Origin of the sequence: Rheinheimera muenzenbergensis, assembly GCF_036984005.1 — a bacterium.
Taxonomy (GTDB): domain Bacteria; phylum Pseudomonadota; class Gammaproteobacteria; order Enterobacterales; family Alteromonadaceae; genus Alishewanella; species Alishewanella muenzenbergensis.
Genome location: NZ_JALAAR010000002.1, coordinates 241,033 through 265,347, shown reverse-complemented (window position 1 = coordinate 265,347; position 24,315 = coordinate 241,033). Strand labels below are relative to the sequence as shown.

Genomic DNA, 24,315 nt, shown 5'->3' with positions numbered 1-24,315 from the left:
AATGCTCGTTGTAATTCTAAAAGGCCAAAGCTGTACTAGCTTAAGCGCTGTGGCCAATCTGGCTTAGCTCAAACGGCGTAGCCTGATACACATAATAGTTCAGCCAGTTACTAAACAATAAAAAGGCATGGCTTTGCCACAATTTTTGCGGGCCCTGCAGAGGGTCATTCTGGCGATAATAGTTTTCCGGCAGTTTGGCTGCAACGCCTGCGGCCACATCACGCTGGTATTCGTCATCCAGCGTGGTTAAATCATACTCCGGGTGGCCGGTAACAAACACCCGGCTGCCACTGCTATTTTGCAGCAAATATGCGCCGGTCACATCGGCCTCGGCCAGAATATGTAAATCATCATGCTGCTGGTACTTTTGTTTTGGTACCTGGGCATAACGCGAGTGCGGTACGAGAAACGCATCATCAAAACCGCGTACCAACGGGCACAACGGCTGAGTTACCTGCTGCCAGTACACGCCGGACAGTTTTTCGCCACGGATTTCGCGCTGTAAACCATAGTATTGATATAAAGCAGCATGCGCCGCCCAACACAAGAATAACGTCGAGGTGACATTATTGTCGGCCCAGCGCAAAATATCGCCAAACTGCGCCCAGTAAGTGACATCTTCATAGTCCACTAAACCCAGCGGCGCGCCGGTAATTATTAAACCATCATATTTTTGCTGCTGTACTTCAGAGAAGTAACGGTAAAAGCAGTTTAAATGGCTGGGCGGCGTGTTTTTACTGACATGATCATCAATGCGCAGCAAATCGACATCCACCTGCAGCGGGCTGTTAGCCAGCAAACGTAGCAACTGAATTTCCGTGGCGATCTTATTTGGCATTAAATTTAAAATGGCAATTTTCAACGGCCGGATATCCTGCGACTGCGCCCGGCTTTCGGTCATTACAAACACATTTTCGGCCGACAGCGCTTCAACCGCCGGCAACTGATCGATCACTTTAATAGGCATAGCCATACCCGCTTAGCTGACATAGCCGCTACTTTGCGCAAATGCAGCAGCAATGTCAACTTCTATACGTTTAGATGGCCAAATAAAAAGAGCGGCTATGTCAGCGTTCGATTACAGCACTGCTGGCATTTTCGGCATCAGCAGCTAGGCTTAGCCAAGCCACTAACCACGACGATCGTATTGATATGCCAGAAAAAACCAGCTCCCGCCTGATGCAAAACTTCCGTTTTTATTTAGTGCTAAGCCTAAGCAGTACCCTGTTTGGCATTATCGCGCTGGCCGCTATGTGGTATCAGGCAGACAAAGCCTTTGCACCAACCGAACACCAGCTCACCACGATGAGCATGGCCCGGGAAAACCTGAAAGCCAAACTGGCCCTGGCCGGCAAAAACACTGTGCCGCAGTGTGCTCAAATTGCCACCGGCGTCTACCTGCAATCCCTGAATTTTCATTCAGCTAACGATGTGCATATCAGCGGTTATATCTGGCAAAAAGTACCCATAGCGCCAGATTGCCCGGTGCAGGCCAAAGCCGGTTTTTACTTCCCGGAAGCAGTAGAAGGCGCGAATGAGCTGCGCAAAAAGTACGAATATGTGCAGGGCAACGAAACCCTGCATGGCTGGATTTTTGAAACCACAGTGCGCCAGCCGTTTGACTACAGCAAGTACCCGCTGGATCATCAAACCGTTTGGCTGCGTATTTTATCCAATGACTTTGATGGCTACAGTACGCTGATCCCGGACCTTGATGCCTATCCCGATACCGGTATTAAAAGCTACTTTGGCCTCGACCGTGACATAGTGCTGGGCGACTGGCAGATAGACGAAACCTTTTTCGATTTTAAAACCGCCACCTATCACACCAACTTTGGTTACCACACCGCCACTACCGAACTAAACCCGGAGCTGCATTTTAACGTGGTACTTAAGCGTAAATTTGTCAATGCCTTTGTGGTTAACCTTATTCCAATGCTTACCGTCGCCGCCCTGCTGTTTGCCGTGCTAATGACAATAAGCCGCAAACGCAGCACGCTGGCGTTTAATGGCTTTTCCATCATGTCGGTTATCGGCACGATTTCGGCACTGTTTTTTGTGGTGATTTTATCGCACGTTAATACCCGCACTAAGTTTCCGGCGCAGAGCATAGTGTATATCGAGTATTTTTATCTGTTGCTGTATATCGCGATGATCTTGGTGGTGCTGTGTAGTTTTATCTTTAACGCTCCGGTAAATGTGCAGCGCAAACTGGTAATGCACGACTTTATGCTACCCAAACTAATCTACTGGCCCAGCCTGCTGCTGGCGATGGTGTTAATCAGCTACTGGGCGTTGTTTTGATGACAGCTGTTTTAACAACAAAGGCTTTGTTAGACCGGTTAACCGGTAGTTGTCACTGACGCAGCTATAAGCTGTACCTATAATTCATTGTCAGTTCTAAAAAAGCGGTGTAGTGGTCTATACATTAAATGCGGGTCGACACGCCGGATAAGTGTTAGGGCACCGAGTGATGTGCATGGCGAATTCGCTACGGAGAGAAAGGTAATGATAAAATATATTTCAAACTTAATATTCACAGTGAGTGTATTGGGGTTAACTTGCGCTCATGCCTCCGATAGCCAGTCTCAAGGCGCCAGTTCCACACCTACAATAGTTTTAGAGGAAAGATATAAAGAAATACAAGAAGAAAGAAAGGCTTTGAAAAAAGTCATCAGAGACCTATCTCAAATAATAGTAGTGATTAAAAGCGCTGAAGAAAATATTAAGAAAAAACAAATAGATAAAAACGATATCGAAAAAACAATCAACCTTTTAAAATCTGCCATAACCAAGCTGAATTCTCTTCCTCCGGAAACACAACTTGAAAGAGATAACCCTGTCTGGCTGGCGTACATAAGTTCATTTCAAGAACTTCGCAGCATATCTACAATTGACCCTGAATCCGAACTATCTGAATTAGAAACATATTTACCTAGCGATTATTTCAGGGATCAAGTTAGGGCAGATACGGAGGTTGACCGATTGTTGACTAGAATTGTTGCCCGAATTCCAAAAAGTGATGGAGTTGAATCAGACAACAATGAAACAGCACTTTCTATACTTTATGGAAAGATAAGGTATCGCGATAAAATTACAAAGCTTGACATTGAAGAGCAAATTGTTAATGCACAAAACTATTTGTCCGCTTTCTCGGAAACTAACGTTAAAATGATATTTGACGCATCGAAAGCTCAACTACTCCAGAAGTTATCATCATTGGCTCTAGAGCTACAAAAAGAAGTTGAAACCCGTGAAGCATTAAACAAAAAGCTACTTGAAGAACTTGGAGAAATTAACCAAGAATTAGAAGCCAAGCGAACAAAGCAAACAATTATTGATCAAGGTTTAATATTTGCTGTATACGGAATGATTGGAGTCTTACTTTTGATGTTTTTGTCATTACGATTATTTCACTCTGATGTTGCATTGGAACTTGTTAAACGGCGCGCATTGATTGAAGTAGTGGGTATGGCATTCATGCTTATCACAATAATTATTCTCGGTACCGGTGGAAAAATTAACACAGAGACACTTGGAACCTTGCTCGGAACTATTGCGGGTTACATTTTTGGACGTATTGGCGCTGATCGAGATGTCAGGGATACTGCTTCCGTCAGCAATCAGCCTAACACATATGAGGCTTCCCGGAGTCAATAGGTAAGACCGATCTACTGGCCGCGTTAGCGGCCAGCTTGTTTATCCATCAGCAAGATAGACTGCCTTATCTAAGATAATGGTTGCCAGGCGATAGCCTGTAACAAACACATATCGGGGAGCAAGTGCTACGTACGCAAAAGATCATTGGGAAAAGTCTATAACCGCATAGCTGCCGTGCTTTCTTAGACGGATTAGCCCGTACTTATCACTGGCACAACTATTAGCTGTACCTATAAGTTATTGTCAGTTTTAAAAAAGCGGTGTAGTGTTATAAACATTAAATTTACAAAGGCGGGTTGGCCCGTGTTTAAGCACGGGTCGAGTCGCCGAATAAGCGTTATGTCAGTTTGCCATTTTCAAATTTCGGTTGAATAATATGCATCCAATATATTTTTCACATGGATACCGTGAGCGAGAAGCACCATTTGCAGCCTTCTTTGGAGGGTTGATGGCCAAAGTTGGATTCTTACCAAGTCTCGATCCACCCTCAAATGATGTGAATTCAGCGAAGCTAGAACGGCACCTAAGCTATACGAGTGGTTTAGTTGCGGTCTTGTCAAACAGAGACACAGGACCATCTCCACACATACTCTATGAGATATCAATGGCTGTACGATGCGGAAAGCCAGTGCTTGTGTTTGTAGAAGACAGTATTGAGGATTCTGTTATCCCTAAATGTGTATTAACTAAAAGGTTTTCAGAAAAATCTTATATCCGAGAAACAATAGATCATTTGTATGCTCTCCAAAGCCTGAGTATTTATATTGGTAAAGACCAACTCCCACGTTACCGTGGATTTGAAGGACAGCGCTCGTGCATTTTGCTGGGCGAATCTAGACTAAATAAAGAGTTGAAAGCGTCAATTAAGAAAATCCTAATTAATAAAGGTTATTCAATTAAGAAGCTGGCAAACTCTCGGAATGAACTTCCCATATCAATTTCAGCACAATCAGAAATCCAAAATACGAATTTAGCACTAAGTGTTCTTACAAATATGTCTGCATCAGACGCATATGTATTGGGTGTCATTCGTTCTAAGTTGATTCCTACCATTACCCTATCCATCGGTGATTTTCCAGAAATTCGAGGTGTTCCAAACGAATATCAAAGGAAAATCATATCCAATAGAGAAATCGAAAATGATTTGCAGATCCTTACCGCTCAAATTGATCTTTACGAAGAGGACTTCATACAAATTGATTCAACACATAAGGCAGAGCAGTATGCAAACAAGTTAGCTTTATCGAATACGCAAGGTCACTACACTCACGAGTTCAGAACAAATATCATACAGGAGATTACAATGGGCGACAGATATGAAGCCGGGCAGGTGGGTGCGCAAGGTCCAAATTCTCATGCGCATGATATGAACTTCAACCAAATATGGAACCAAAATAGAGGTTCTATTGATATCGATAAGTTAAAAGAAGAGCTTGGCACTTTGAGAACCACGCTGCAGGTGCAAGCGAAATCTGCCGAAGATTTCAAAGAAATAGGCGATGTTGCGACAGCGGAAATTGCAGCGCAAAACGGAAATGGATCTGACGCACTTAAGGCACTTTCAAAAGTAGGAAAATGGAGCCTTGGTGTTGCCGAAAAAATTGGAATTGGCGTGGCCATTGCGGCAATTAAGACCGCAAGCGGATTCTAGACATAACAACCGCATGCATGTGACCAAACGACGCTCAGCCATTTTGCGGCTCGATCTGCTCATTTAACCCAAATAACTGGGGGCAGATTAAATTTAAATAGCTGAAGATATTAAGTTTAATTTTGTTTTGATCCCATTTATTCTGTGGCGGGCCTTAGCTTGAACCGATACTCTGGAGATGTTATGAGTTACCCCCTAGTCACAACCGACTGGCTTGAGACAAATTTAAACTTAGAGCAGCTCATCCTTGTTGATGCAAGCATGAGTAAAGTGGTTGGGAAAAAAGCCATAGAATACGAAATGCCTCTTTATATACCTAATAGCAGGCGTCTTGATTTGGAAAGATCCTTATGTGATCCGAACTCATCGCAAACACATGCCTTTCCCACCGAGGAGCAATTTACTGCAGTAGCACAGAGACTAGGTATAAATTCAGAAAGTATTGTAGTGTTTTATGATAACCAAGGAATTTATTCAGCGCCGAGGGCGTGGTGGATATTTCAGGTAATGGGGTTCAAAAACGTCTTTGTACTAGATGGTGGGTTACCTCAATGGTTGCTGGAAAACAGACGGGTTGTACCCAATACATCCAACATTGAAACTGAAGTGGGCAATATTAATGGTATTTTTAATCCGCAGCTGATATGCGATTCAAACTTCATTTTTGAACAAATGAATAATAAACAGTTAGCTGTGCTAGATGCGCGTTCGAGAGACAGATTTTTGGGTATAGCTCCTGAACCAAGGGACGGTGTAAGAAGCGGGCATATTCCAAATTCAATAAGCTTGCCGTACTCTGAGGTGTTGGATGGACATTGCTTTAAAATTGATGAGCAGTTAGCTGCAATATTCTCTGCGCGCTTAGATAGCAAAACCAGTACGCTCGTATTTACCTGTGGTTCGGGAATTACAGCGTGTATTATTTTGTTGTCCGCAGTAATTGCTGGCTACCGGGATTTAATTTTGTATGATGGTTCATGGTCTGATTGGGGAAGTAATATTGCCTTACCCGTCGGAAATTAAGCTAACAAACAATTATTATCGCCAGCAAAAAAAGCTGGCTGCGACGTCAACCTGCTGCGCAACTTTCCGCGCGAAATTTGGGCTGTCTACGTAAATGGATTCGAAGAATGCGATTTAATTTTATAGCTCTTTTTTTTATGTTTTTTTCATTGCAGGTCTTGGCAGGAACGTGGGGCGTAGGAAGTTTTGAAAATGACTCTGCTAGCGATTGGGTATACGAATTAGAACAAAAAAAAGGTAGTGGTAAATTACTAGATACCATCCGTGCTGTATTCACTCCTCAGTATATTGAAGTTGATACCTGTTCTTCTGCAATTGCTGCAGCAGAAGTTGTCGCTTCAATCAAAAGTGGTAATTATGAGCCGTTACCGGAATCATTGAAAAAGTGGGCATTGGAAAACAAAGATGTATATGAACCAGAAATGTCTAAATTTACACTTCAAGCACTACAGATCTGCAAAAACACTAAAAAATCAGAGTTAGCCCAACTTTGGTCTGAAAGCGGCGCAGAAGAATGGCTAAGTTCAATTGGCACACTTGAGGCAAAGTTAAAGTGAAAACGTATAACAATCGCAACCAGCCTATTCGCTAACGCTCCCGGCTGTTACAGACGCTAGCTTTCAGGAATGAACATGCATCGAACTCAAGTCTCGAATATCGTCATTGAATATGCGGATCAATTTGGCCCAACAAACAGACCTGAGCGAAAGGCAATTGAAAAGAGTCTAAGGCAGGTTGAGCCTCAAGAGTTGTTTGAAGGCTTGTTCAGTATCTTTCTGTTAGAAAACGATAATAAGTCGTACATTCGGCAACAAAATGCAGGAGTTATCCTCTACAAGTTGAAACCGCGACTGTTTATCGATTTAAAACAAAAAATTAGAATGTGCTTACATACTTGGGATGTAAGTGTCGAAGAGCTACCACTTTACTTTGCCGAGCAGTGCGGTAAGGCAAGGGTATTAGAGGTGTTAGAACAACTAAATACAGAGCCGCTTTCGAAAAGCGAGAAAGCCGGATTAAATACTTTTGCTTTTTGGCTTGGCCTAGTTGAAAGCTAACAAGCACAAGCGCACCGGGCCTTCAGCCCTCAAATCGCTTTGCTCCCGGCTGTTACAGGCGTCAGTACTCTAGAGGAATTATGAAAAACCGAATACCGTATGCATTACTGTCAGTTTTACTTTTGGGTAAAGTATTTGTTTGGTGGTTACTATTCTGGGGTACGGATTACTCCAAAGTCGAACCAACATTAAAGGGCGTGTTTGAACCAGTGCATCAATTTAGTTATTCAGTTTTAAGCTCTTTTCTTGTTGTCGGCATATTGTTTAAATCTCGCTTTGCACTAATAGCTATGTTTGCTGCATTCATAATAAATATCGCTATTTTCGTATATCGTGGCAGTACTGTGTATCAGTCAGTACTAGATCCGGTGATACTGGCTGTACTTTGTTTAGTTTTGTATTTTCGCAAGCCAAACTCATGGTTTGGCGGCGATAGTTCTAACAGGTATGAGCCGCCCCGAAATCAATAGGTACAAGGCTATTCTGGCTTCAGAGTTGTATTTGTTATCTTCAGACAGGATTACCAACCTAAAATTAGTGCGGGAAAATCGTGCCTGGCTACGCGCCGCTGTTTTTCTCTATATGGTTTAGCAACTGCAGCAACACCGCATCCTGATTATTTTTATAAGCCTGCCACGACTCTTGATAGCTGATATCCGGATATAACGCATCAGTTGGCTGCAGCACAAACTGATAGTAGCGCTTGGATACACTAAACTTACGGCCGGAATTTGGCAGGCTAAGGCGGCGGGTTTCCATATAGTGGTTCGGGTCCGCACCGCTGGGCTGGCCGACCAGAGTGGCATTTAACAGCTGTTTAAACTGAGATGCATTTGCCATAGCTGCAGATTGGGTCGCGCCATCTATCATCACATAGATACCATTTAACCAGTCAAATTGATCCAACTCTGACAAACAGGACGACAACGCCAGACCGCTGTAAAAATTGCCGCCCATATTGCCGCGCAGGTCAATCACTAAATGCGCTAGCTGGCTTTGTTTAATCGATTGCTGCAGTGCCAGACAATGTTGCTGCACAGCTGCAGGTTCAGGGTAATGGTTAAAATCCAGATATACCGTGTCGTAGGCGGTTAGCATTGAGAATTGCAGGCCTTCAATACCTGTGCTGGTTAGGCTCAGTTGCGGCGTTGTCATGGTGTAGGCGCTGCTAAGGCTGCCAAACTGCTGCATTGTTACTGTGTCCAGCGTCACGCTGCTGATACCACTGTCGCTGCTAAAGCTAAATTCAGCCCTGTCTAATTGCGGGCTTACCCCGGTACCGTATAAAAACTTATTGATGGTAATTTGAAACGCAAAAGCGACGTTAAAACTGTATTGGTTTTCGACATAGTTTACATAGGGCTTTAGTTGCTGCTGCAACTGAGCCAGCGGTATGCCATTGATGGCAATCAACTTAGCGCCAAGCAGGTGTTGATAAGCCGCAATAGTGTCAATAACCCGCAGTTCACCGGCAAAGAATTTAAAGCGCAACGGATAATGCCGGTGCGGACCTGACATCAGGTTATAAGCAGTGTGAGCATCACCTATACTGCGGCTTATCCGCATCAGCTCGGTTTCAATCTGAGCTTCATTTAAAGCCGCCAATTGCGACCATAAGGTATCAATCTGCTGATCAAATTCCGCCTCACTGATGTGATGAAAAGCTGCGATATGGTGCGTTTTAATTTGTGCCTGAAAACTTAAAATATCCTCACGCCAGGCGTTTTGCTGCTGCACAGACAAGGCCGGGCTGGCCGCGCTAAACAGTGCCATGGCCGCCATTACCGCCGGCAGGATAAAATGCGTCATAGCGCTCACTTAGCTTGCTGATAAAAAGACGGTGAAATTCCGAACTGGCTGTAAAACGCCCGGCGAAAGCTGTCGTAGCTGCTAAAACCGACTTTGCCGGCCACTTTCTCCAGGTTGAGGTTTTCCTGACACAATAGATCGCGGGCATGATTAAGCCGCAATTGGTTCAGGTATTGTTTTGGCGTAGTGTGTAAATGCAGTTTAAATAACCGGCTAAGTTGCCGGCTGCTTAGTGCGGCATAGTCGGCCATGTCGGTTACCGTAACCGGCCTGGCAAGGTTTTGCACCAGCCATTCCAGCAATGGTGCCAGGCGCAGGCTTTCGCCCGATTGCGCTTGCAACGCATCGGAATATTGCGCCTGACCACCGCGGCGCTGCAGGTACACCACCAGCTCTTTTGCCACCCTGGCGGCGACGGTAGCGCCATGGTCCTGACGAATAATTTCCAGCGCCAGATCGACACCAGACAACACCCCGGCCGATGACCATACCGGCCCACTTTGGATAAACAGCGGAGCTTCTTCAACCCGGCAATGTGCGGCCTGCTGTTGCAACTGCTGGCAATGCCGCCAATGTGTGGTTAGGGTTAACGCTACATCCGGGTACAGCCGGGCAGCAATAAAGGCGCCGGTACAAATGCTTAATACCTGTTTGGCGTTATCGGCAAGTGTGCGCAACTGCTGGCGCTGCAGCTCAGTCAGCGTTAAGGTTCGCATGCCTGTGCCGCCGCAAATAATCAGGTAATCGACCTCTGGCGCATCGGCAAGTGCATAGTCTGCCATTACCACCTGACCGTAAGCGCTGCTAACAGCACCGGCTTGCAAAGCCATTATTTTGCTCTGATACGCCTGGCTAACAAAGCTGTTAGTCTCCATAAACGCATCCAGCGGGCCAAACAGGTCCAGCGCCTGAAAACCGTCAGCAATAAAAAACAGCAGTTTTGTTGTCATTGTCGATATCCTCCGCAGGACATCATAACGCAGCAAAAATGTCTATTATTACTTAATTACGACAAAAACAGACAACGCTAACGACCGGTATCCAGACTAAAAGTGCGCATTAATATAATCTATACAGGCGCGGAAACTGGCGGCCAGATCACCACCGACATTCAGGCCGTAGCGGTCGATTTTTTCTCCCAGCTCCTGACGGATTTCTTTTTTTGACCGGCCATTGAAATTTACCCGCGAGTCTTGATTATTACCCAGCTTTATATGGTCGTAATGGATGTGCCAGACACTGCCGCTGCCCGCATCAAACTTTTCCCGTTGCGTTACTTTGGCCTGTATCAGTTTACACTGCAGTGCCCTGGCGCCCATTACATCGGCTTCGTGCTCCAGCCCAGGGTCATCATTAATGGCTTCACCTTTTAGCTGGGTGGTGGCTTTTACCCTACCCTGCTTTTGCTGCGCGACATGCCAGGCTTCGTGTGGCAGATGTTGTTCCTGCCCCGGCGCGATGTGAATGTCAGTGCCCTGGGCATAGGCATGTGCCTGCATAGCGGCGGGCCTGGCCGAGTTGTAATGCACTTTGACATCGTCCATCGCATGGCCGGATAACGTCTCAATACCGCTTTTCAGCTGGTCCGGCATACCGGTGTTGTTACGGCTTTCTGCCTGGCGCTGGCTGACTACAGCGGCAAATTTGCCCTGCAACGGCTCTTCATCCTCTAATGCTGCTTGCTGCGCAACATCAAACTTGCCCTGCATCGGTATTTCTTCGTCCAGGCTGATTTGCTGGCTAACCGTGCTGTCCAGCTGTTTGCGTTGTAACTGCTGCAGCGCACTGTGCTGAACAGATATTAACTGCGCGGCCTGCTGCTGTAGTAACGGGCTTTGTCGTAACGCCGCGCTGGCTACACCAGACGCTGCCGCATGGCGCGGACTTAAAGCAGGTTGGGTACGGCCTTTAGCAAATTTCATCTTAGGTATCCTTTTGCTGTGCCAAAACTGCGGCGAAAGTTGTTCAAAAATTGTATAGAGTGTAGTCGCTGTTGCAGCGGCTAGGGGTAATGTTCACGTTTTAACTGCCGGCGACGGTACAGCATAAAACCCAGCACAACCGCAGCCAGCACCGCCACTAAAATTAACGACTGAAACTGATGCCAGTACGGATCGCAGGATAAAATCAGCAGTAAACCTACAGCGAAAACCAGTGGCACACCGTACAACAGCGCCGGATGCTCCAGCCAGCGTTGCAACGGGTAGTAAAACAATGTGGCCAACAGATACAGCAACAGTACCGACAGCAATAACAACGCCAGCACTAAACGCCAGAACCAGCGTTTTGGGCAAACCTGATCACAGAGCTGTTGCAGCGCGTGCTGATAAGCATAATTGTCCGGAACACTAAACGCCTGTTGCACAACCTTATACTGCGCCTGGCTTAGCGGCAAAGTCCAAAATGCCGCACCGCTGAAGTTCCAGTTGGCGTAGGTCAAATCATTGCTAAAATCCGCCTCAGATAGCTGGCCAGTTTGCTGCAGCTGCGTCATTTCAAACAGCGGCAGGATCTTTTCCAGCAACATCGTCGCTTCTTCAGCACTGGCCATCGTATCGATAGCGGTTTTTAAAAACTTCATCTCACGGCGAAATGGGTAGGGTTCGTGCGCCGCACCTGACGGCTGGCTGAGTGCTGCCTCGACACTGTGATCAAACCGCACCAACAGCAGGTTAACCAGCGGCGCCAGCTCGGCCAGCTTTTCCGGTGCATAAAGCGTATCGGCCATATTCGCCGCTGCGGCAGTTTCACTCAGGGATGGCATTAACTGCGGTAACGCCGCAGTAAGCACCGCGCGGGCCGGTACTTTTAAATTAATAAAATAGTTATCTGTAGTTGCCGCCTGTGCCGGCAATTTTAAATCGGCACGTAAGTCGCGCAAAAAGGTGGCAAAATTTAGCTGTTCAGCCGCCGTCAGCGCAGTTAAATCCAGGTTAAAGGTAATACCGTCAGCCAGAGTGCGGCGGGAGCTTAAACCAAAGCTCAGCCAGGGTTGTAGGTTATTCAGCGCAAAGCCGGCCATCGGTGTCGTAACTTCAGCCACCAGTTGCTGACGCAAGCGCTGTAAGTCGGCGGCCTGGTAGCTGATGTGATCAAAGGCTGTAACGACGATATCCAGATAAGTATTGTGCGCCTGTGCGGTATTAATAAAGTCATTAAACTGACGGTTGTTGCGCCAGTTTGGCGGGCTTTGCAGCTGGTTGTGTTCACCCAGCGTAAACGAATATAAGCCAATACGGTTAAAGGTATTAAACGCAATCTCGCTGACATCAGTTTGCCAGTACGGCACAAAACCATAACTGAAATTGGTAAAGCGCTCCTGTTTGATGATTTCTGCCGCACAGCCACAATCCGCAGTGGCCTGCCAGCGCAAAGGCAGCGGCGCCTGCTCTGGCCAATGTCCCGCTTTAAAGGCGTTGCTATAAACCAATTGCCGCAGCCGGCTTTGTTCGGCGCTAGCCAGTGGCTTACCGGTATTGGCATCAACAGCAGCAAAACCAATATTATCCAGCGCCACCTGCATTAGCGGCTCGCTGTTAAAGATCTGATCCTGCAATAGCGCCAGCGGTTTAAGCTCGGCCTCGGGCAGGCTGGCAATTTCGGGCCGTTGTTGCCACTGCAGCAACCCTTCGCTACTGAGGGTATAAACCGTGCTTGTTTGGGCGGCATTGTCCGTATCGCTGTCGTTTGCCTCAGCAGGCTGGCTGCTGCTGGTTATTAACTGCGCCAGATAGTCGTCAGTGTGGCGCTTTATCGGCCGCAACAAGGGTTGTAATGCATTGACCAGCTGATAACGTTCGGTAAACAGCTGCCCCTCCAATGCGGCCACCGCATCAATAAGCGCCTGTCGCTGTGCCATGTCAGCTAAATTTTGCTCTGTCAGCTGGTAATAACCAATAACGGCTACCGGGCCCGGTTCATTGGCGCTGGTTGAGGCAGACGCTGCAAGCGAGGCCGCTGCGAGCAAAGCCGCACTGAGCATAACAGCGAGCCTGACGATAAACTGACTTAGCCGGCGCTTCATACCATCATGCCCTCTTTGCGCCGCTCGCGGCTGATCCCCTGCAACAAGTCAGCCTGATGCAGGGCGTTATCGCCACGCAATAACGCCGCGATAGCGGCATAGCGCACCACATTGGTCATAGCACCGCCGGATAACTCGAACTCATGCGCCAGATAGTCTAAATCGACATCTGTCGCTAACTGCACAGCTTTACCGAGAATGTGCTGCCACAACCGCAGCCGCTCTGACACCTCGGGTAACGGAAAATACACCATGGTCTGAAAACGGCGGGCAAAGGCTTCGTCGATATTGGCTTTAAGGTTAGTTGCCAGTAGCACCACGCCGGGGAAATCTTCTATCCGTTGCAGCAAATAGGACACTTCCTGGTTGGCATACCTGTCGTTACTGCTGCTGGTTTGGCTACGCTTACCAAACAGCGCATCGGCCTCATCGAAAAACAAAATCCAGTGCCGGGCCTGAGCCTGATCAAACACCGCCGCCAGGTTTTTTTCCGTTTCACCAATGTATTTGGACACCACCGCAGATAAATCAATGCGGTAGACATCGGCACCGGTTTGCTGGCCAATTAAGGTTGCCGTTAAGGTTTTACCGGTGCCAGGCGGGCCATAAAACAAGGCGCGGTAACCGGGTTTAATACTGCGGCCTAGCTGCCACTGTTGCATCAGGGTTTGCTGATGCCGGATCCAACCGGTGATATGGGCAATATCGGCCATCACCGCCTCTGGCAACACCAAATCCTGCCAGTTTAGCGGGGTGGTTAATAATTTGGCCGGAAAATAACTGTTGTAGTCCGGTTTTTGCCGGGTACCGGTTAAAAATAACTGCAGGTACTCGGCACTAAGGCTTAAGCGGGCGCTTAAAAAGGGTTCATCGCCACTGTCATGCTGCAGCTGAATAACATTGTCGCGCCGCAGCTGTTGCTCAGGTTGCAACAGCTGTATTAGCTGCAGTCGTGCTGCCAGATCATTGCCCGCCAGTAAAAACGCCGCGGTTTCGGCACTGGGTAAAAAGCCACTGTGTTGTTTGCTGCTGCAGCCGCCAAACTCGGTGAAGCTGCGCCCCAGATTATCATTACGCACAAAGAAGCTATCCAACAAGTGCGGCTGTATATGCGGAGCCAGCGCCAGCAGCACGATAAGCCGCTCTGACAGGCTAAGTTGCTGCCTGAGTATAAAGGTGGCGTAGCTGCCCTGTGCAGCAGACAACACCGGCGGCGCAGCTTGCTGTAGCAAGTTAAGCGGCTGTTGCTGAAAATAACTGTGTAGCCTGAGTTCAATGCAATGCGCCAGCCAGTTCAGCTCCTGCTGCAGGCAAGCAGCATTGCCATCAACCGCTACCGGGCTTAACTTAACCGCGCCAGTGGACATAAAGTTCTCCCTGCATCCATGGATAACAAATCAGTGAAAATGACCAGGGCAAGCCATCAAGCAACATATCGTAAGGGCCGCTATCGAGCTGTAATTGCCAGCCACTGCCATTGCCCAGCCGGCTAAGCACGCCGCTGCGCTGTAAAAAGCACTGACGCAAGGTATCCACCGAGCTGTTGGCCAGCTTGGGCCACTGCGCCAGTATGCCAGCCAGCAAGCTGTCGGTCAGCTCCCGCTGTGTGCTGCTCAGGTGAATATCGATTTGCTCCGGGCAAGGCGGTTGCAAACCGCACAACAACATGGCCAGCCGCCATTGCTGCCAGTAATCTGCCGTCAGTTGCTCTGTCGTTTCACCCAGTGCCATATACTGCAGCAGCGCACATGCCTGCCAGCCATACTGGCGCTGGCTAAAACGCTGCGCGTCAAGCCAGCCAAGACGCTGCCATAACATCGGCAGATAAGGTGCCGCCAAAACCAGGCCGGCATTACTAACCGGTTGCATCGCATCTGCTGACGCGGCCTCTGCGCCCTGTCCGGCTGTGTGCTGTGGCAGGCTGTACCGGCTTGAATTTACCGGACTCACCGGCTGCGCCAGGTTAGCGGCTTGCGCCCGGGTTTGCCTTTGTATCTGCTGCTGGCCATATTGCTGCCCGCTATTTGGCTCAGCACGGCTGGGCTGTTTGCTGCCTGCTGTCTGCGCCTTTAGCTGAGACTGCGCAGGCAAGCTAAAGCTGACTAAACGCTGTAGCTGGCGTAACACTAAATTACGTGCCCGGCCGGCTGTTGCCTGCTGCAGCTTAGATTGTAGCCGTTGGTAAAATGTCGCCTGGCTGGCCGGTGCCAGCGCTGCGGCCAGCGCAGTTAACAAGGCGTGACTGAGTAACAGCGCGGCACTGGCGGGCATGGCCGCCGCTGATGGCGTCTGCGGCTGTGCAGGGTGTGGTTCACTCAGGTTCTGGGTTTGCCCGGCAGCATTCAGCGGCCTGCCAGAGTTTAACGGTGCCATTGCCGGTGCCAACTCCGGCAAAGATAGCGCTAACGAAGGCAGATATTGCGCTACGACCTGCTGACACAATTGCTGCGCCTGTTGCTGTACTGACGCCGGCAGCGCCTGCACCAGCAACTGCAGTAGTTGCTGCCACAGCGGGTCTCTGCCGGGCTTTGCGGCAGCGCGCGGCGTAGCAGGCGGCAGCGGCTGCACTGGCGTGGTCCAGGGGGCGGTTACCGCCAGTTGCCATTGCAATTGCTGGCACAGCCGGGTACTCAGACTGTCGGCAGTGTTAACAATATGGCCACTGTAAAATTGCAGCTGGCCGCTTAATTGCTGCAGTGTCTGGCGGCCGGCAACCGCACCTTGCTGGGCCTGTAGCCAGAGTTGTAACTGCACCAGCAATACATTTAATGTCAGTGGCTGGCGCTGCAGCGCAGATTGCAACAACGGCTGCCATCTGGCCTGTTGCTGCAATGGCTGCGGCAAGCTGATGGCGGCCAGCGCCCAGTGCAGCAAACGGATATAAGGTGTCATCGCGGCCACACTGGCGGGTTGCAACTGCTGAAACAGCCGCTGTAACAGCTCGGGCTGAGCATACTGCACCAATGACGGCAACAGACTAAGCTGCTGGAGCTGCAGGCGCAGCTGATCCAGCCACAGACTGCTGTTTTGCTGCAGTAGCTGTTGCAGCAGCGTATTAAACTGGCGTTTTTCCGCCAGTGTCAGCCGCTGCTGGCGCAATAAAGTCTGCCATTGCTGCCAGCGTCGCACAGGCTGCAGCGGTGCCTGCCCGGCTTGCACGCCAGGCACGACACCGGGGTGGCGCTGCACCTGCGGCAATGCCGCCGCGGCTAACGCCCGTCGCTGGCTGGCATAAGCCGGTACCACAAGCGCCGGGCCAGTTTTGTCATTCTGATACTGTGTCAGCAAAGGTTGTAACAGTTCGCTTAGCTGCAGCAATAACGGACTATGGCCGGCAAAATAACGCTGGCTGTCGGTTAAGGTTTGCAACATATGCTGCACCAATGCTGGCAACGATACATTGTCATGCGCTGCCATGCGGCGCAGTAAATAATGCAGATAACTTTGCCGGTTAAAGCGGCTGCCGCGCTCTACCAGTAAAAAGCTCAGGCTAAGCTGCCATAAATGGCGTTGACGCTGGCGTAAAGCCGGTGCCGGTAACTGTTGCCGGGCCGCACCGGACAGCCTTGCCGGTGTTACAGCAAACAGCTGCGGCTGGGCCATCAGCTGCAATATAAAAGGCTGCTCGGCGGGCGCCAGTAATTGCACCAGCTCTGCTAACATGTCGCTGTTTAAGCCAAATGCCAGCACAGTACAAATATCACCGCTGGCAGCCAGCTGGCGTAATATGGCCACCAGTTCAGTGCTAAAGCGGCGGTACAAAGGCCAGTGCAGTGTTAACGCTGCTGTGTCGGCGCTTTTCAAGGCCGCGATCAAGGCTTTACGCTGGGCTGCACTCAGTTGCTGTTGCAGCCGGGTGGCGTTGCTGGTGGCATGGGGTAACAGTAACCATAGCTGGGTACGCAATGCCTGACGAAAACTATGCTGTAGCAGATAGCGGTCTTGTGGCAGGCACAGTGCAGGCAACTGCAGACAAATTTCATCCAGTTTTACCTCGGCGGCTATATCAAATTCATCCAGTACCTGTTGCGCCACCGGCAATAGCTCGTGCTGCCACAGATGCTCGGCGCTGGCGTTAAACCACTGCGCTCTGTCCAGGTTGTGGCAGGCAAAATCCAGTTCAATTTCAGTCAGCCGGTGCATCAGCATCCTCCAAACCGGCGGCTTTGCGCAGTGCATACAGATACTGCGCCAATGCCACCGACTCTGCGACCGCGTCCTGCTGCGCCTTCATAGCACTGCGCCAGTATTTAAACAGGCGCTCAAACCGGTGCATCCGCTCAAAGCTGATAAATAACACCTGGCAACTTAAATGCGCCGGGCAATTAAGTTGCAGGCTTTCGCTGACCAGTTGCTGAAAACCGGCGTCGGCAAAACGCGCCGTCCAGTTTGGACACAAAATGGTAATGCGCCCGGCATAGTAGTCAGCCGGCACCCGGGCACGGGCTTTAGCACTGAGTAACAGCACATGCTCGACCAGATGCAGGCCTTCTGAGGTATGACTGATATGACATAAAAACCGGCTTAAACAATTGGCCAGGATCAGCGCACTACGATAATGCCGGTAACTGCCGCACAGCCACCATTCGTCATGCTGACTGTCCGGCACTTTCAACAACAGCTGATAGCGTTGTTGCTGCAGACTGATACGGTAGTTGCTCAGCGCCACCCCACTTTGCACCATTTGCTGTGGCAGCGTATCGGCCTGCAAGCACACGGCACTGGCCAGGCGCCGGCGCGCTTTGGCGCTGTCTGGCGCAAACAGCAGCCGGATGGCCGGCACAGAGTGCAGCAAATTATCGGCCCGGGTTTCATCCAGATACAGGCTTTGTAGTCGCTGTTTACTGCTTAAACGCAGCTTATATTGCAATACCGCTGTGGTTAATGACTGCGCCGTCTGGCCCAGATCCAGCACTATGGCTTGCTTTTGCACAAAGCCACCAACGGCATCACGCCACAAGGGCGCATAATGATCCGGCGCCGCCACCCGATCCCGCGTCATAGTGACAATATGTTTAAGGTAGCGGATCTTCTGCGCCAGCCGCCGCGCACTGCTGCTGGCAGCGCTGTGATAATAATCATAATGCTGCAGACTATGCTGATACAGGCTTTCGCCATACAGCGCCAGCAGGTAATCCAGCAAACGGTGTTTACGTTGCAGTACATTGTCAAACTGCTGGTATAGTTTTGCCAGCTGGGCATTAATATCGGCCGGGTATAGCTGACTGATGCCGCTGATCTGCTGTTCTGTCAGTGTCTGCCAATAGTAGCTTTGTGAGGTTTGTCCCGGCGAAAACAGCGCCGGCAGTTGCTGCAGCTGGGCCAAAAAGTTAGCCAGCAGCTGCTCAAACAGCAGCAGATAGCCCTTTAGTTGCCATTGCGGCGGCTGCAACTGCGCAGCGCTAAGCGCTAACTTGTATTCTGCCGGCAACAGATGTTGCAACGAATGATATTGCGCCACAGGCCGGTAACGCCCCTGTGGCAGCGGGCACAGCCGGTCGGGATCAGTTTGCCAGCGGCTTTGCTGGCGAAATAACTTTTGCTGGTAGCGCTGCATCACTGCCGTGATATCGACGCTGACTGCTTTAGTGCCCACCAGCAGCTGCACGCTTAAATCTGCGTTGTCGCCCGGCAATTGTAAGGCGTACAGCGCCAGGCCCTGCTGCAATGGCAGGCTGTCATAGTACAAGTTGTTGTTACAACGCAGCGCAAATTGCGTCAGCTGTACCACCCCGGCAATACTTTGCAGTGGCTGAAAAAACTCATGCAGCTGCACACTGGCGCTTTGCCCGGCGCGTTGTAATACGCCACCCGGCGTAAGCGGGCCGTCAAACAGCTCAGTATAACTGTGGCCCTGAGCCAGTAAATCGGCGTAGCTTTGCCGCTCTGTACTGCGTTGCAACAATTGCTGACAGCAGTAATAAAATTCGGCCAATAGCTCTACCGGATCAGCGGCAGCGCGGATCTCAATCTCGGCTACCGGCTGGCACGCCAGCGGGGTCAGCAGGTTAACCTCGCCCAATTGCTCGCCTAAGTTACGCTGGGCGCTGTAGCAACGGCGGATGTCAGCCTCAAGCTGCGTTACATCAATATCGGCGCTGGCAACAAGCGCCTGAGCGCTATACAGCCCGCTGCTGTCATCCGCTTGCAGATAAATATCGGCCAGCTGAGGCAGCTGATCTAACAGGTAACGCCGGTAATCGGCCGCTGTGGTTGGCCGGCTGGTTAAAATATGTTGTGGCGCCACCAGCCCAAGCGACGCGTAATCAATTTGGCCGTCGGCATTGCTAAGCAACTGGTTGATATCAAAATCGCAGCGATATTGCAGTTCGGTCAGGCTAAAACACAGCTGCTCCAGCAGCGTAATACCCGGATCATGCAGGTTGTAGTCGGTCCAGCGTTTGCCGGCCAGGCTGACAATGTCGGCCAGCCCCTGTTGTTTTAGCTGGTTAAAGCTATCCGGTTGTTGGGTTTGCCGTCTGGCGAGGCTGGGGCCGGCATGCGCGGCTGTCTTGTGCTCAGCCATTGCCATCTCCATTGCCGGCGCCGGTTTGATCCTCAGCTTGCCAGCATTGGCTCATCAGGGCATCAGACCACAGCTGGATCAGATAATAACTAATGCGGATCTGCGGCCCCAGATCACTGCGCGAGCGCAATTGCAGGCAGTATTTGTCATCCGGCAGCGTCTGCCAGCGCAGTTCCAGCTTACTGCTGCGTGCCAGATAAAAGGCCTGCTGCACCCGGATTCGCTTTTTATGATTAAGAAAATTAAACCACCAACCACTTGGATTAAACGTATTTATCGCGATTGCTTTTAACAGCGCGTATTTACCGGTCCCTTTATTGCCGGTGCCGGCCATCACATCAAACGCATGGCAACCGTGCAGCGGCCCGCTGATATCGTGCCACTGGCCATCGGCGGCTATCTGCTTTTTGCCGGTGGGCTGATAGCCCCGCAGGCCCTGCACACTGAGCAGGCCTGCCACATCCAGGGTGCTACCCGGTGTTGTGGTAGCAATACCAACCCGTTGTTGCGGCGTCACCGTTAGCACCGGCTCAGCAGCCAGCGGTTTAAACTGTAGCGCATTGCTTTTTTCGTCAAACTTCAGCTGCCACAACGGTTGCTCGCTTAAGTTGTCGCGAAAAAAGCTTATTAATTCAGTATGTTTACCCAGAACAGTAATTTCAAAACCATTGCTGGCTGATTTATCAAAGCCGTCTTCCAGCGTATTGAGCGACGAGTCGATCAGATCGGCAAATTCGCGTGCCGACGGCATGGCGCCATCGCGAAAGAAGTTTTTCAGCGTATTACGGTTACGTTTAGCCATCGCCTGCGTCCTGCGAAATAATAAAAGTCTGGCCAATTTCCAGCTCACCTACCCCGGTAAGCTGAGCCGCTATCGGCTGGCTTTGGTTAATTAGCTGCAGCGCATGTTGTCTGGCCGGCTGCAGTAAATTCCAGGGCCGCATCGGCCCTAATACCGGTTGTTCTGCCGCACTAAAACCGGCGCTGTCCAGCATGCGGTATTGCCGGCTGGCGTATTCACCAATGTGCAGCAAGGAAAAATCAGTGACGTAATCCACATAGGGCCGCTGGCATATAAACGACTGCAACAGCTGGGGCCGCAGCTCCCAGCCAAACCGGGCCAGTGCGCCGCTGCTGTGCCAGGGGCAGAGGTAGTCCGCCAGCTCCTGTTGCAGCAACTGCAGACCGTCACCGCTCTGGCGCAGCTTGTTAAGTTTTACCGCACAACGTACCTGCAGCTGCTCAAAGCCGGGGTTGGCCACTTCTATCGCAGCAAAAGGCGAGGCCAGCTCAGCAACATAATGTTTAATCTGTCGCAGCAGTTCACCGCTAACCAGCTGATTAGCACAACGCTGATGCTGGCAGAGCGCCACTTTTTCCAGCACGACTATCAATAATTTACCCGGGCTTGGCTGCGCCTGCTGCAAGCTGACATTAGCGAAACACTTCACTTTAGCCAGCTGCGGAAAGGCCTGTAATACCAGCCGTTCGTAATCGTAAGGCGTGCAGGCGCGCTGCTTGTGGCTTAAGCGCTCGGCGATACGCTGCACGCGCGCACTGCTGCTTTCCTGCTGTTGCGGCATTTGCAATGGCAGCAGATAATCCGGTTGTGCCAGCCCGGGTAATTTACTCTGGCATTGCCACTGTAGCCTCTGGCTACCATTGAGTTGCTGTGCACTCAGTTGCCGCTGCGGATCGACGGCTTCTACCGGCACGGCATTGGTTAAAATGCGCCGCACCCGGCCATAGCGCCGGCTGTGCGCCGGACAGCACAACCGCAGCCAGCCACACCCAGAGGGCATTAGCTGATGTTGTTGCTGCAGCACCTGCGGCAACTGCAACAACACGACACCACTGCAGGTAAGGCCGAAGCTACTATCAGACAACAATGCCTGGCGCGGTAAATCCTGCCATTGATCATTGTGCAGATACTGCCATTGCAGCGCATCCTGCGGCACAGTGTTACTGCTGCCCTGTGCCGGTTCAATATCAAACAGCAGGCTAAGCCGGCCGCTGATGTCATCGCCGCTTAAGCCCAGGCACAGGTAAGCCTGACCGCTAAAAGCTGGCAGCAAACGGACGGCGCTGCGCTCACCGGACGGGTAACTTTGCCGCTGCCCAAACGGATATAACTGCAGCAACCGGTCCCGGCTGCCGGTGGCCGGATCTTGCTGCGTAAAAATATCGGCACGGGCCCGGTAATTCAGGCTAAACCGTTGCAGTTGTGGGGCATAAGGCGCTAATGGCAACGGCTGCGGCTTTTTGTGGCGGGCGTTATACAGCAAGGCATCGCTCAGCGCGCTGGCATACAGGCTGTGCCCAAAGGCCATGGCCGGCGCACGCAGTATTAAGCGGAAAAAACCATCGGTAGCACTGTTTTGATAAGGCGCACTTGCCTCAGTGTTACTTAAGCGATAGGCCCGCACATCGCTAAAGGTTAATGTTTGCCGTTCAGCCAGCTGTGCACTGCCAGCCTGGCTGGCAAACAGGCTGAAAGCAGTATTTTGCTGGCGTTGCTCAGCCAGATTTTGCCACTGGCCGTTATCAAGTAAATCCAGTTGCGCTTTAAAGCTGTGGTTGGAAATGTGCTGCTCGGTTGCGCTCTGTGCCGTGTTGTATCCGGAATAGTGGCTGGCAAAGCCGTCGGTGTGATCAGGTAAATCGGCCCAGTGCAGCTCCAGTTCCAGGTGCTGCAGCTGTTTGTGCTGCCAGTCGGCGTGGTTAAACAACAGATAGCTGCCGCGTCCGGGCACCGGGCCGAATGGCCAGAACGGCTTACTGCCATCAAGTGGCCCCTGCTGGTTTGCTAAATTCAGCTGGCAAGCGCCGCGGACACTGACATCTAATTGACAGTGCAGCAGATCAAACTGACTACACAGCGTATAACCGCATAACTTGGCAGCGGGATTAAGCAACAACTGCATACTGGCCTGTCCCTGCGCATTGGCCGTTAGCGGGGCAAAACTGCTGCTAAGCACACAATTCAGCTGCAAACCGGGCTCTGCCCCCCCCAGCGGCTGCAGGCTGTATTCGGCCACGTCGCTATAGCCCTCAGCAGTCGATAGCCGCAGCAGGAATAAATTGCTGCAGTAGCGGTAAAATACCGTCATTCTGTCATCTTGCAGTAATTGGCCGATGCAGTGATAACTCTGGCTGGCCCCCTGCGCCAGGCACAGACTATTGGCTTTTTGCAGCAAACGGGCTTTATCTGCATCACTAAGCCAATCTTCCGGACCAAACAGATAGTAGCTGAACAGCAGGCCAAATAAGCGGTAAAAACGGCTTAACTGCCGGCATTGCAGAAGCTGGGGGAGCAGCTGATTAAAGTCTGCCTGCCACTCAGCGGCCAGTGCCAGCGTTAGCTTTACGGCTATGCTGCGCTCGCCTTCTGATAACTGCAGTGCCGGCGATTCTATAGCAAAGCCCGGCAAACGCGCCTGGCTATCATCCGCGACAAATAATGGCCTGACGTCATCCGGCCTGGCACTGTGAACACTGCTGTACATCCGGCTGACAAAGCCCAGCTCGTACTCAGGTGAGATGCGCTTACTGCTCAGTAAACTGACACTACACAGCTGCTGCACCTGCACTTTATTCAGCCATTGTGGTTGCAGGCTTTGAAACAACAGCGGTTTGCCGTCGCTGTGTTTGCCGGCGCTAAAAAGCGTATTGGCACTCAGCGACATCGCTTTCGCCGGCCCCTGCAGCGGTAAACTCAGCCACAAGCGTTGCCGCACCGCCTGCTGCGCCCGCATCATTAAACAGTCATCATAATAAAATGCCTGATGACGTCCGGTTAGCTGGTTTAATTGCTGCTGCCTGCTTTGATACAACTTTAAAAACGCCAGCAGCAATGCCAGTGCCGGCTCAGTGTCACCGGTATGCCACAATGCCTGCAGCCGTGGGGCAGACTCCTGCTGTAAGTAGCGTGCCAGCTGTAACGCGGCGGCCCAGCAGTGCGCTACAGGTTCGGGCTCAGTTTGCGCCGGACATTGCTCTGCTGGCGTCAGCGCAAATAAACTGTGCGGCTGCTGCGTTGTCGTTGTCGTTGTCGTTGTCGTTGTCAGAGCCAGCTGTGGTAACAAGGTTGCCAGGTGCAACTGCCAGCTGGTACTGAGCTTATCGGCCAGCAGCAGCGCCGGCTCAGAGCCTGCCGCCAGCAATTGCTGATACCAGCCATCAAACTGCTGCAGTAGTTTGTCGACAAACTGCAGTTGCCGGCGCCGCGGTTGTGCTGCCAGCGCCTGCCAGTTACGTTGCAGCGCGGCCAGATCCAGCGCGGCAATCTGTGCCAGCGTTACCAGCTCGCTATGCTGAAATAATGGCTGCCAGTTACGCTGCGCTGCGTTATTGCCAGCCGCCTCGCTGGCGCCGCGGGCCACCTCATCGCTGCTGCTGATAAACCGGATCTGTTGTGCCAGTGCGGCAATAAAACTCAGCTGCTGCTCCAGTGTCAGCTCATCAACCTGAAAATAGCCCGGCTGTAGCGGTGCATAGCGCTGCGTGCTTTGCGCTGTACCGTCGGTATAACATTGCGCCGGCCAGCGTTTTTTTGGCATGTTAT

16 protein-coding genes are annotated in these 24,315 nt (G+C 50.9%); 6 read left to right on the top strand and 10 right to left on the bottom strand.

Annotation, left to right across the window (positions count from 1 at the left end; all coding sequences use genetic code 11):
- Nucleotides 1–40: 40 nt before the first annotated feature.
- Complete coding sequence (locus MN202_RS03390) at nt 41–973, bottom strand: homoserine O-succinyltransferase (RefSeq protein ID WP_335734681.1); 933 nt, start codon at nt 971–973, stop codon at nt 41–43.
- A 179-nt stretch (nt 974–1,152) separates the two neighbouring features.
- Here MN202_RS03390 and MN202_RS03385 point away from each other — a divergent pair, with 179 nt between their 5' ends.
- From MN202_RS03385 to MN202_RS03360, 6 genes are all read left to right on the top strand, one after another.
- A complete protein-coding gene (locus MN202_RS03385) occupies nt 1,153–2,304 on the top strand; it encodes a ligand-gated ion channel (RefSeq protein ID WP_335734680.1) in 1,152 nt (383 codons plus the stop codon).
- A gap of 204 nt (nt 2,305–2,508) precedes the next feature.
- On the top strand, nt 2,509–3,660 hold the full coding sequence (locus tag MN202_RS03380; RefSeq protein ID WP_335734679.1) for a hypothetical protein: 1,152 nt from the start codon (nt 2,509–2,511) through the stop codon (nt 3,658–3,660).
- 376 nt (nt 3,661–4,036) lie between these two features.
- Nucleotides 4,037–5,311 carry a hypothetical protein gene (locus MN202_RS03375; RefSeq protein ID WP_335734678.1) on the top strand — a complete coding sequence of 425 codons (1,275 nt, stop codon included), beginning with the start codon at nt 4,037–4,039 and terminating at the stop codon, nt 5,309–5,311.
- 183 nt (nt 5,312–5,494) lie between these two features.
- Entirely contained in the window at nt 5,495–6,334 is an 840-nt protein-coding gene (locus tag MN202_RS03370) for a sulfurtransferase (RefSeq protein WP_335734677.1), read from the top strand.
- A gap of 107 nt (nt 6,335–6,441) precedes the next feature.
- A complete protein-coding gene (locus tag MN202_RS03365) occupies nt 6,442–6,891 on the top strand; it encodes a DUF4259 domain-containing protein (protein WP_335734676.1) in 450 nt (149 codons plus the stop codon).
- Nucleotides 6,892–6,966: 75 nt separating this feature from the next.
- Nucleotides 6,967–7,392, top strand: coding sequence for a hypothetical protein (locus MN202_RS03360; protein ID WP_335734675.1), 426 nt, complete (start codon nt 6,967–6,969; stop codon nt 7,390–7,392).
- Between the two features lie 558 nt (nt 7,393–7,950).
- Here MN202_RS03360 and MN202_RS03355 read toward each other — a convergent pair.
- The 9 genes from MN202_RS03355 to MN202_RS03315 all read right to left on the bottom strand — a co-directional run bounded on the left by MN202_RS03355 (nt 7,951) and on the right by MN202_RS03315 (nt 24,310).
- The gene (locus tag MN202_RS03355) at nt 7,951–9,201 is read right to left on the bottom strand and encodes a S41 family peptidase (RefSeq protein ID WP_335734674.1); all 1,251 of its coding nucleotides are present in this window, start codon (nt 9,199–9,201) and stop codon (nt 7,951–7,953) included.
- Nucleotides 9,202–9,206: 5 nt separating this feature from the next.
- A complete protein-coding gene (locus MN202_RS03350) occupies nt 9,207–10,151 on the bottom strand; it encodes a GlxA family transcriptional regulator (RefSeq protein WP_335734673.1) in 945 nt (314 codons plus the stop codon).
- Nucleotides 10,152–10,247: 96 nt separating this feature from the next.
- Nucleotides 10,248–11,123, bottom strand: coding sequence for an eCIS core domain-containing protein (locus MN202_RS03345; RefSeq protein WP_335734672.1), 876 nt, complete (start codon nt 11,121–11,123; stop codon nt 10,248–10,250).
- Nucleotides 11,124–11,203: 80 nt separating this feature from the next.
- Nucleotides 11,204–13,225: a hypothetical protein gene (locus MN202_RS03340; RefSeq protein WP_335734671.1), complete on the bottom strand. Its 2,022-nt coding sequence runs from the start codon at nt 13,223–13,225 to the stop codon at nt 11,204–11,206.
- Nucleotides 13,222–14,592 carry an ATP-binding protein gene (locus MN202_RS03335; RefSeq protein WP_335734670.1) on the bottom strand — a complete coding sequence of 457 codons (1,371 nt, stop codon included), beginning with the start codon at nt 14,590–14,592 and terminating at the stop codon, nt 13,222–13,224. Before MN202_RS03335 ends, MN202_RS03340 begins: the two co-directional genes overlap by 4 nt.
- Complete coding sequence (locus tag MN202_RS03330) at nt 14,573–17,368, bottom strand: contractile injection system tape measure protein (RefSeq protein ID WP_335734669.1); 2,796 nt, start codon at nt 17,366–17,368, stop codon at nt 14,573–14,575. Before MN202_RS03330 ends, MN202_RS03335 begins: the two co-directional genes overlap by 20 nt.
- Nucleotides 17,352–19,751, bottom strand: a complete 2,400-nt coding sequence (locus tag MN202_RS03325; protein ID WP_335734668.1) for a hypothetical protein — start codon at nt 19,749–19,751, stop codon at nt 17,352–17,354. Before MN202_RS03325 ends, MN202_RS03330 begins: the two co-directional genes overlap by 17 nt.
- Entirely contained in the window at nt 19,744–20,553 is an 810-nt protein-coding gene (locus tag MN202_RS03320; RefSeq protein WP_335734667.1) for a hypothetical protein, read from the bottom strand. Before MN202_RS03320 ends, MN202_RS03325 begins: the two co-directional genes overlap by 8 nt.
- The gene (locus MN202_RS03315) at nt 20,546–24,310 is read right to left on the bottom strand and encodes a hypothetical protein (protein WP_335734666.1); all 3,765 of its coding nucleotides are present in this window, start codon (nt 24,308–24,310) and stop codon (nt 20,546–20,548) included. The genes MN202_RS03320 and MN202_RS03315 overlap by 8 nt, the downstream gene beginning before the upstream one ends.
- Nucleotides 24,311–24,315 lie beyond the last annotated feature (5 nt).

What these genes read in the sequence shown, in the direction of transcription:
- MN202_RS03390 (WP_335734681.1), bottom strand. Translation starts at nt 973, where the DNA reads ATGGCTATGCCTATTAAAGTGATCGATCAGTTGCCGGCGGTTGAAGCG.
- MN202_RS03385 (WP_335734680.1), top strand. Translation starts at nt 1,153, where the DNA reads ATGCCAGAAAAAACCAGCTCCCGCCTGATGCAAAACTTCCGTTTTTAT.
- MN202_RS03380 (WP_335734679.1), top strand. Translation starts at nt 2,509, where the DNA reads ATGATAAAATATATTTCAAACTTAATATTCACAGTGAGTGTATTGGGG.
- MN202_RS03375 (WP_335734678.1), top strand. Translation starts at nt 4,037, where the DNA reads ATGCATCCAATATATTTTTCACATGGATACCGTGAGCGAGAAGCACCA.
- MN202_RS03370 (WP_335734677.1), top strand. Translation starts at nt 5,495, where the DNA reads ATGAGTTACCCCCTAGTCACAACCGACTGGCTTGAGACAAATTTAAAC.
- MN202_RS03365 (WP_335734676.1), top strand. Translation starts at nt 6,442, where the DNA reads ATGCGATTTAATTTTATAGCTCTTTTTTTTATGTTTTTTTCATTGCAG.
- MN202_RS03360 (WP_335734675.1), top strand. Translation starts at nt 6,967, where the DNA reads ATGCATCGAACTCAAGTCTCGAATATCGTCATTGAATATGCGGATCAA.
- MN202_RS03355 (WP_335734674.1), bottom strand. Translation starts at nt 9,201, where the DNA reads ATGACGCATTTTATCCTGCCGGCGGTAATGGCGGCCATGGCACTGTTT.
- MN202_RS03350 (WP_335734673.1), bottom strand. Translation starts at nt 10,151, where the DNA reads ATGACAACAAAACTGCTGTTTTTTATTGCTGACGGTTTTCAGGCGCTG.
- MN202_RS03345 (WP_335734672.1), bottom strand. Translation starts at nt 11,123, where the DNA reads ATGAAATTTGCTAAAGGCCGTACCCAACCTGCTTTAAGTCCGCGCCAT.
- MN202_RS03340 (WP_335734671.1), bottom strand. Translation starts at nt 13,225, where the DNA reads ATGAAGCGCCGGCTAAGTCAGTTTATCGTCAGGCTCGCTGTTATGCTC.
- MN202_RS03335 (WP_335734670.1), bottom strand. Translation starts at nt 14,592, where the DNA reads ATGTCCACTGGCGCGGTTAAGTTAAGCCCGGTAGCGGTTGATGGCAAT.
- MN202_RS03330 (WP_335734669.1), bottom strand. Translation starts at nt 17,368, where the DNA reads ATGCACCGGCTGACTGAAATTGAACTGGATTTTGCCTGCCACAACCTG.
- MN202_RS03325 (WP_335734668.1), bottom strand. Translation starts at nt 19,751, where the DNA reads ATGGCTGAGCACAAGACAGCCGCGCATGCCGGCCCCAGCCTCGCCAGA.
- MN202_RS03320 (WP_335734667.1), bottom strand. Translation starts at nt 20,553, where the DNA reads ATGGCTAAACGTAACCGTAATACGCTGAAAAACTTCTTTCGCGATGGC.
- MN202_RS03315 (WP_335734666.1), bottom strand. Translation starts at nt 24,310, where the DNA reads ATGCCAAAAAAACGCTGGCCGGCGCAATGTTATACCGACGGTACAGCG.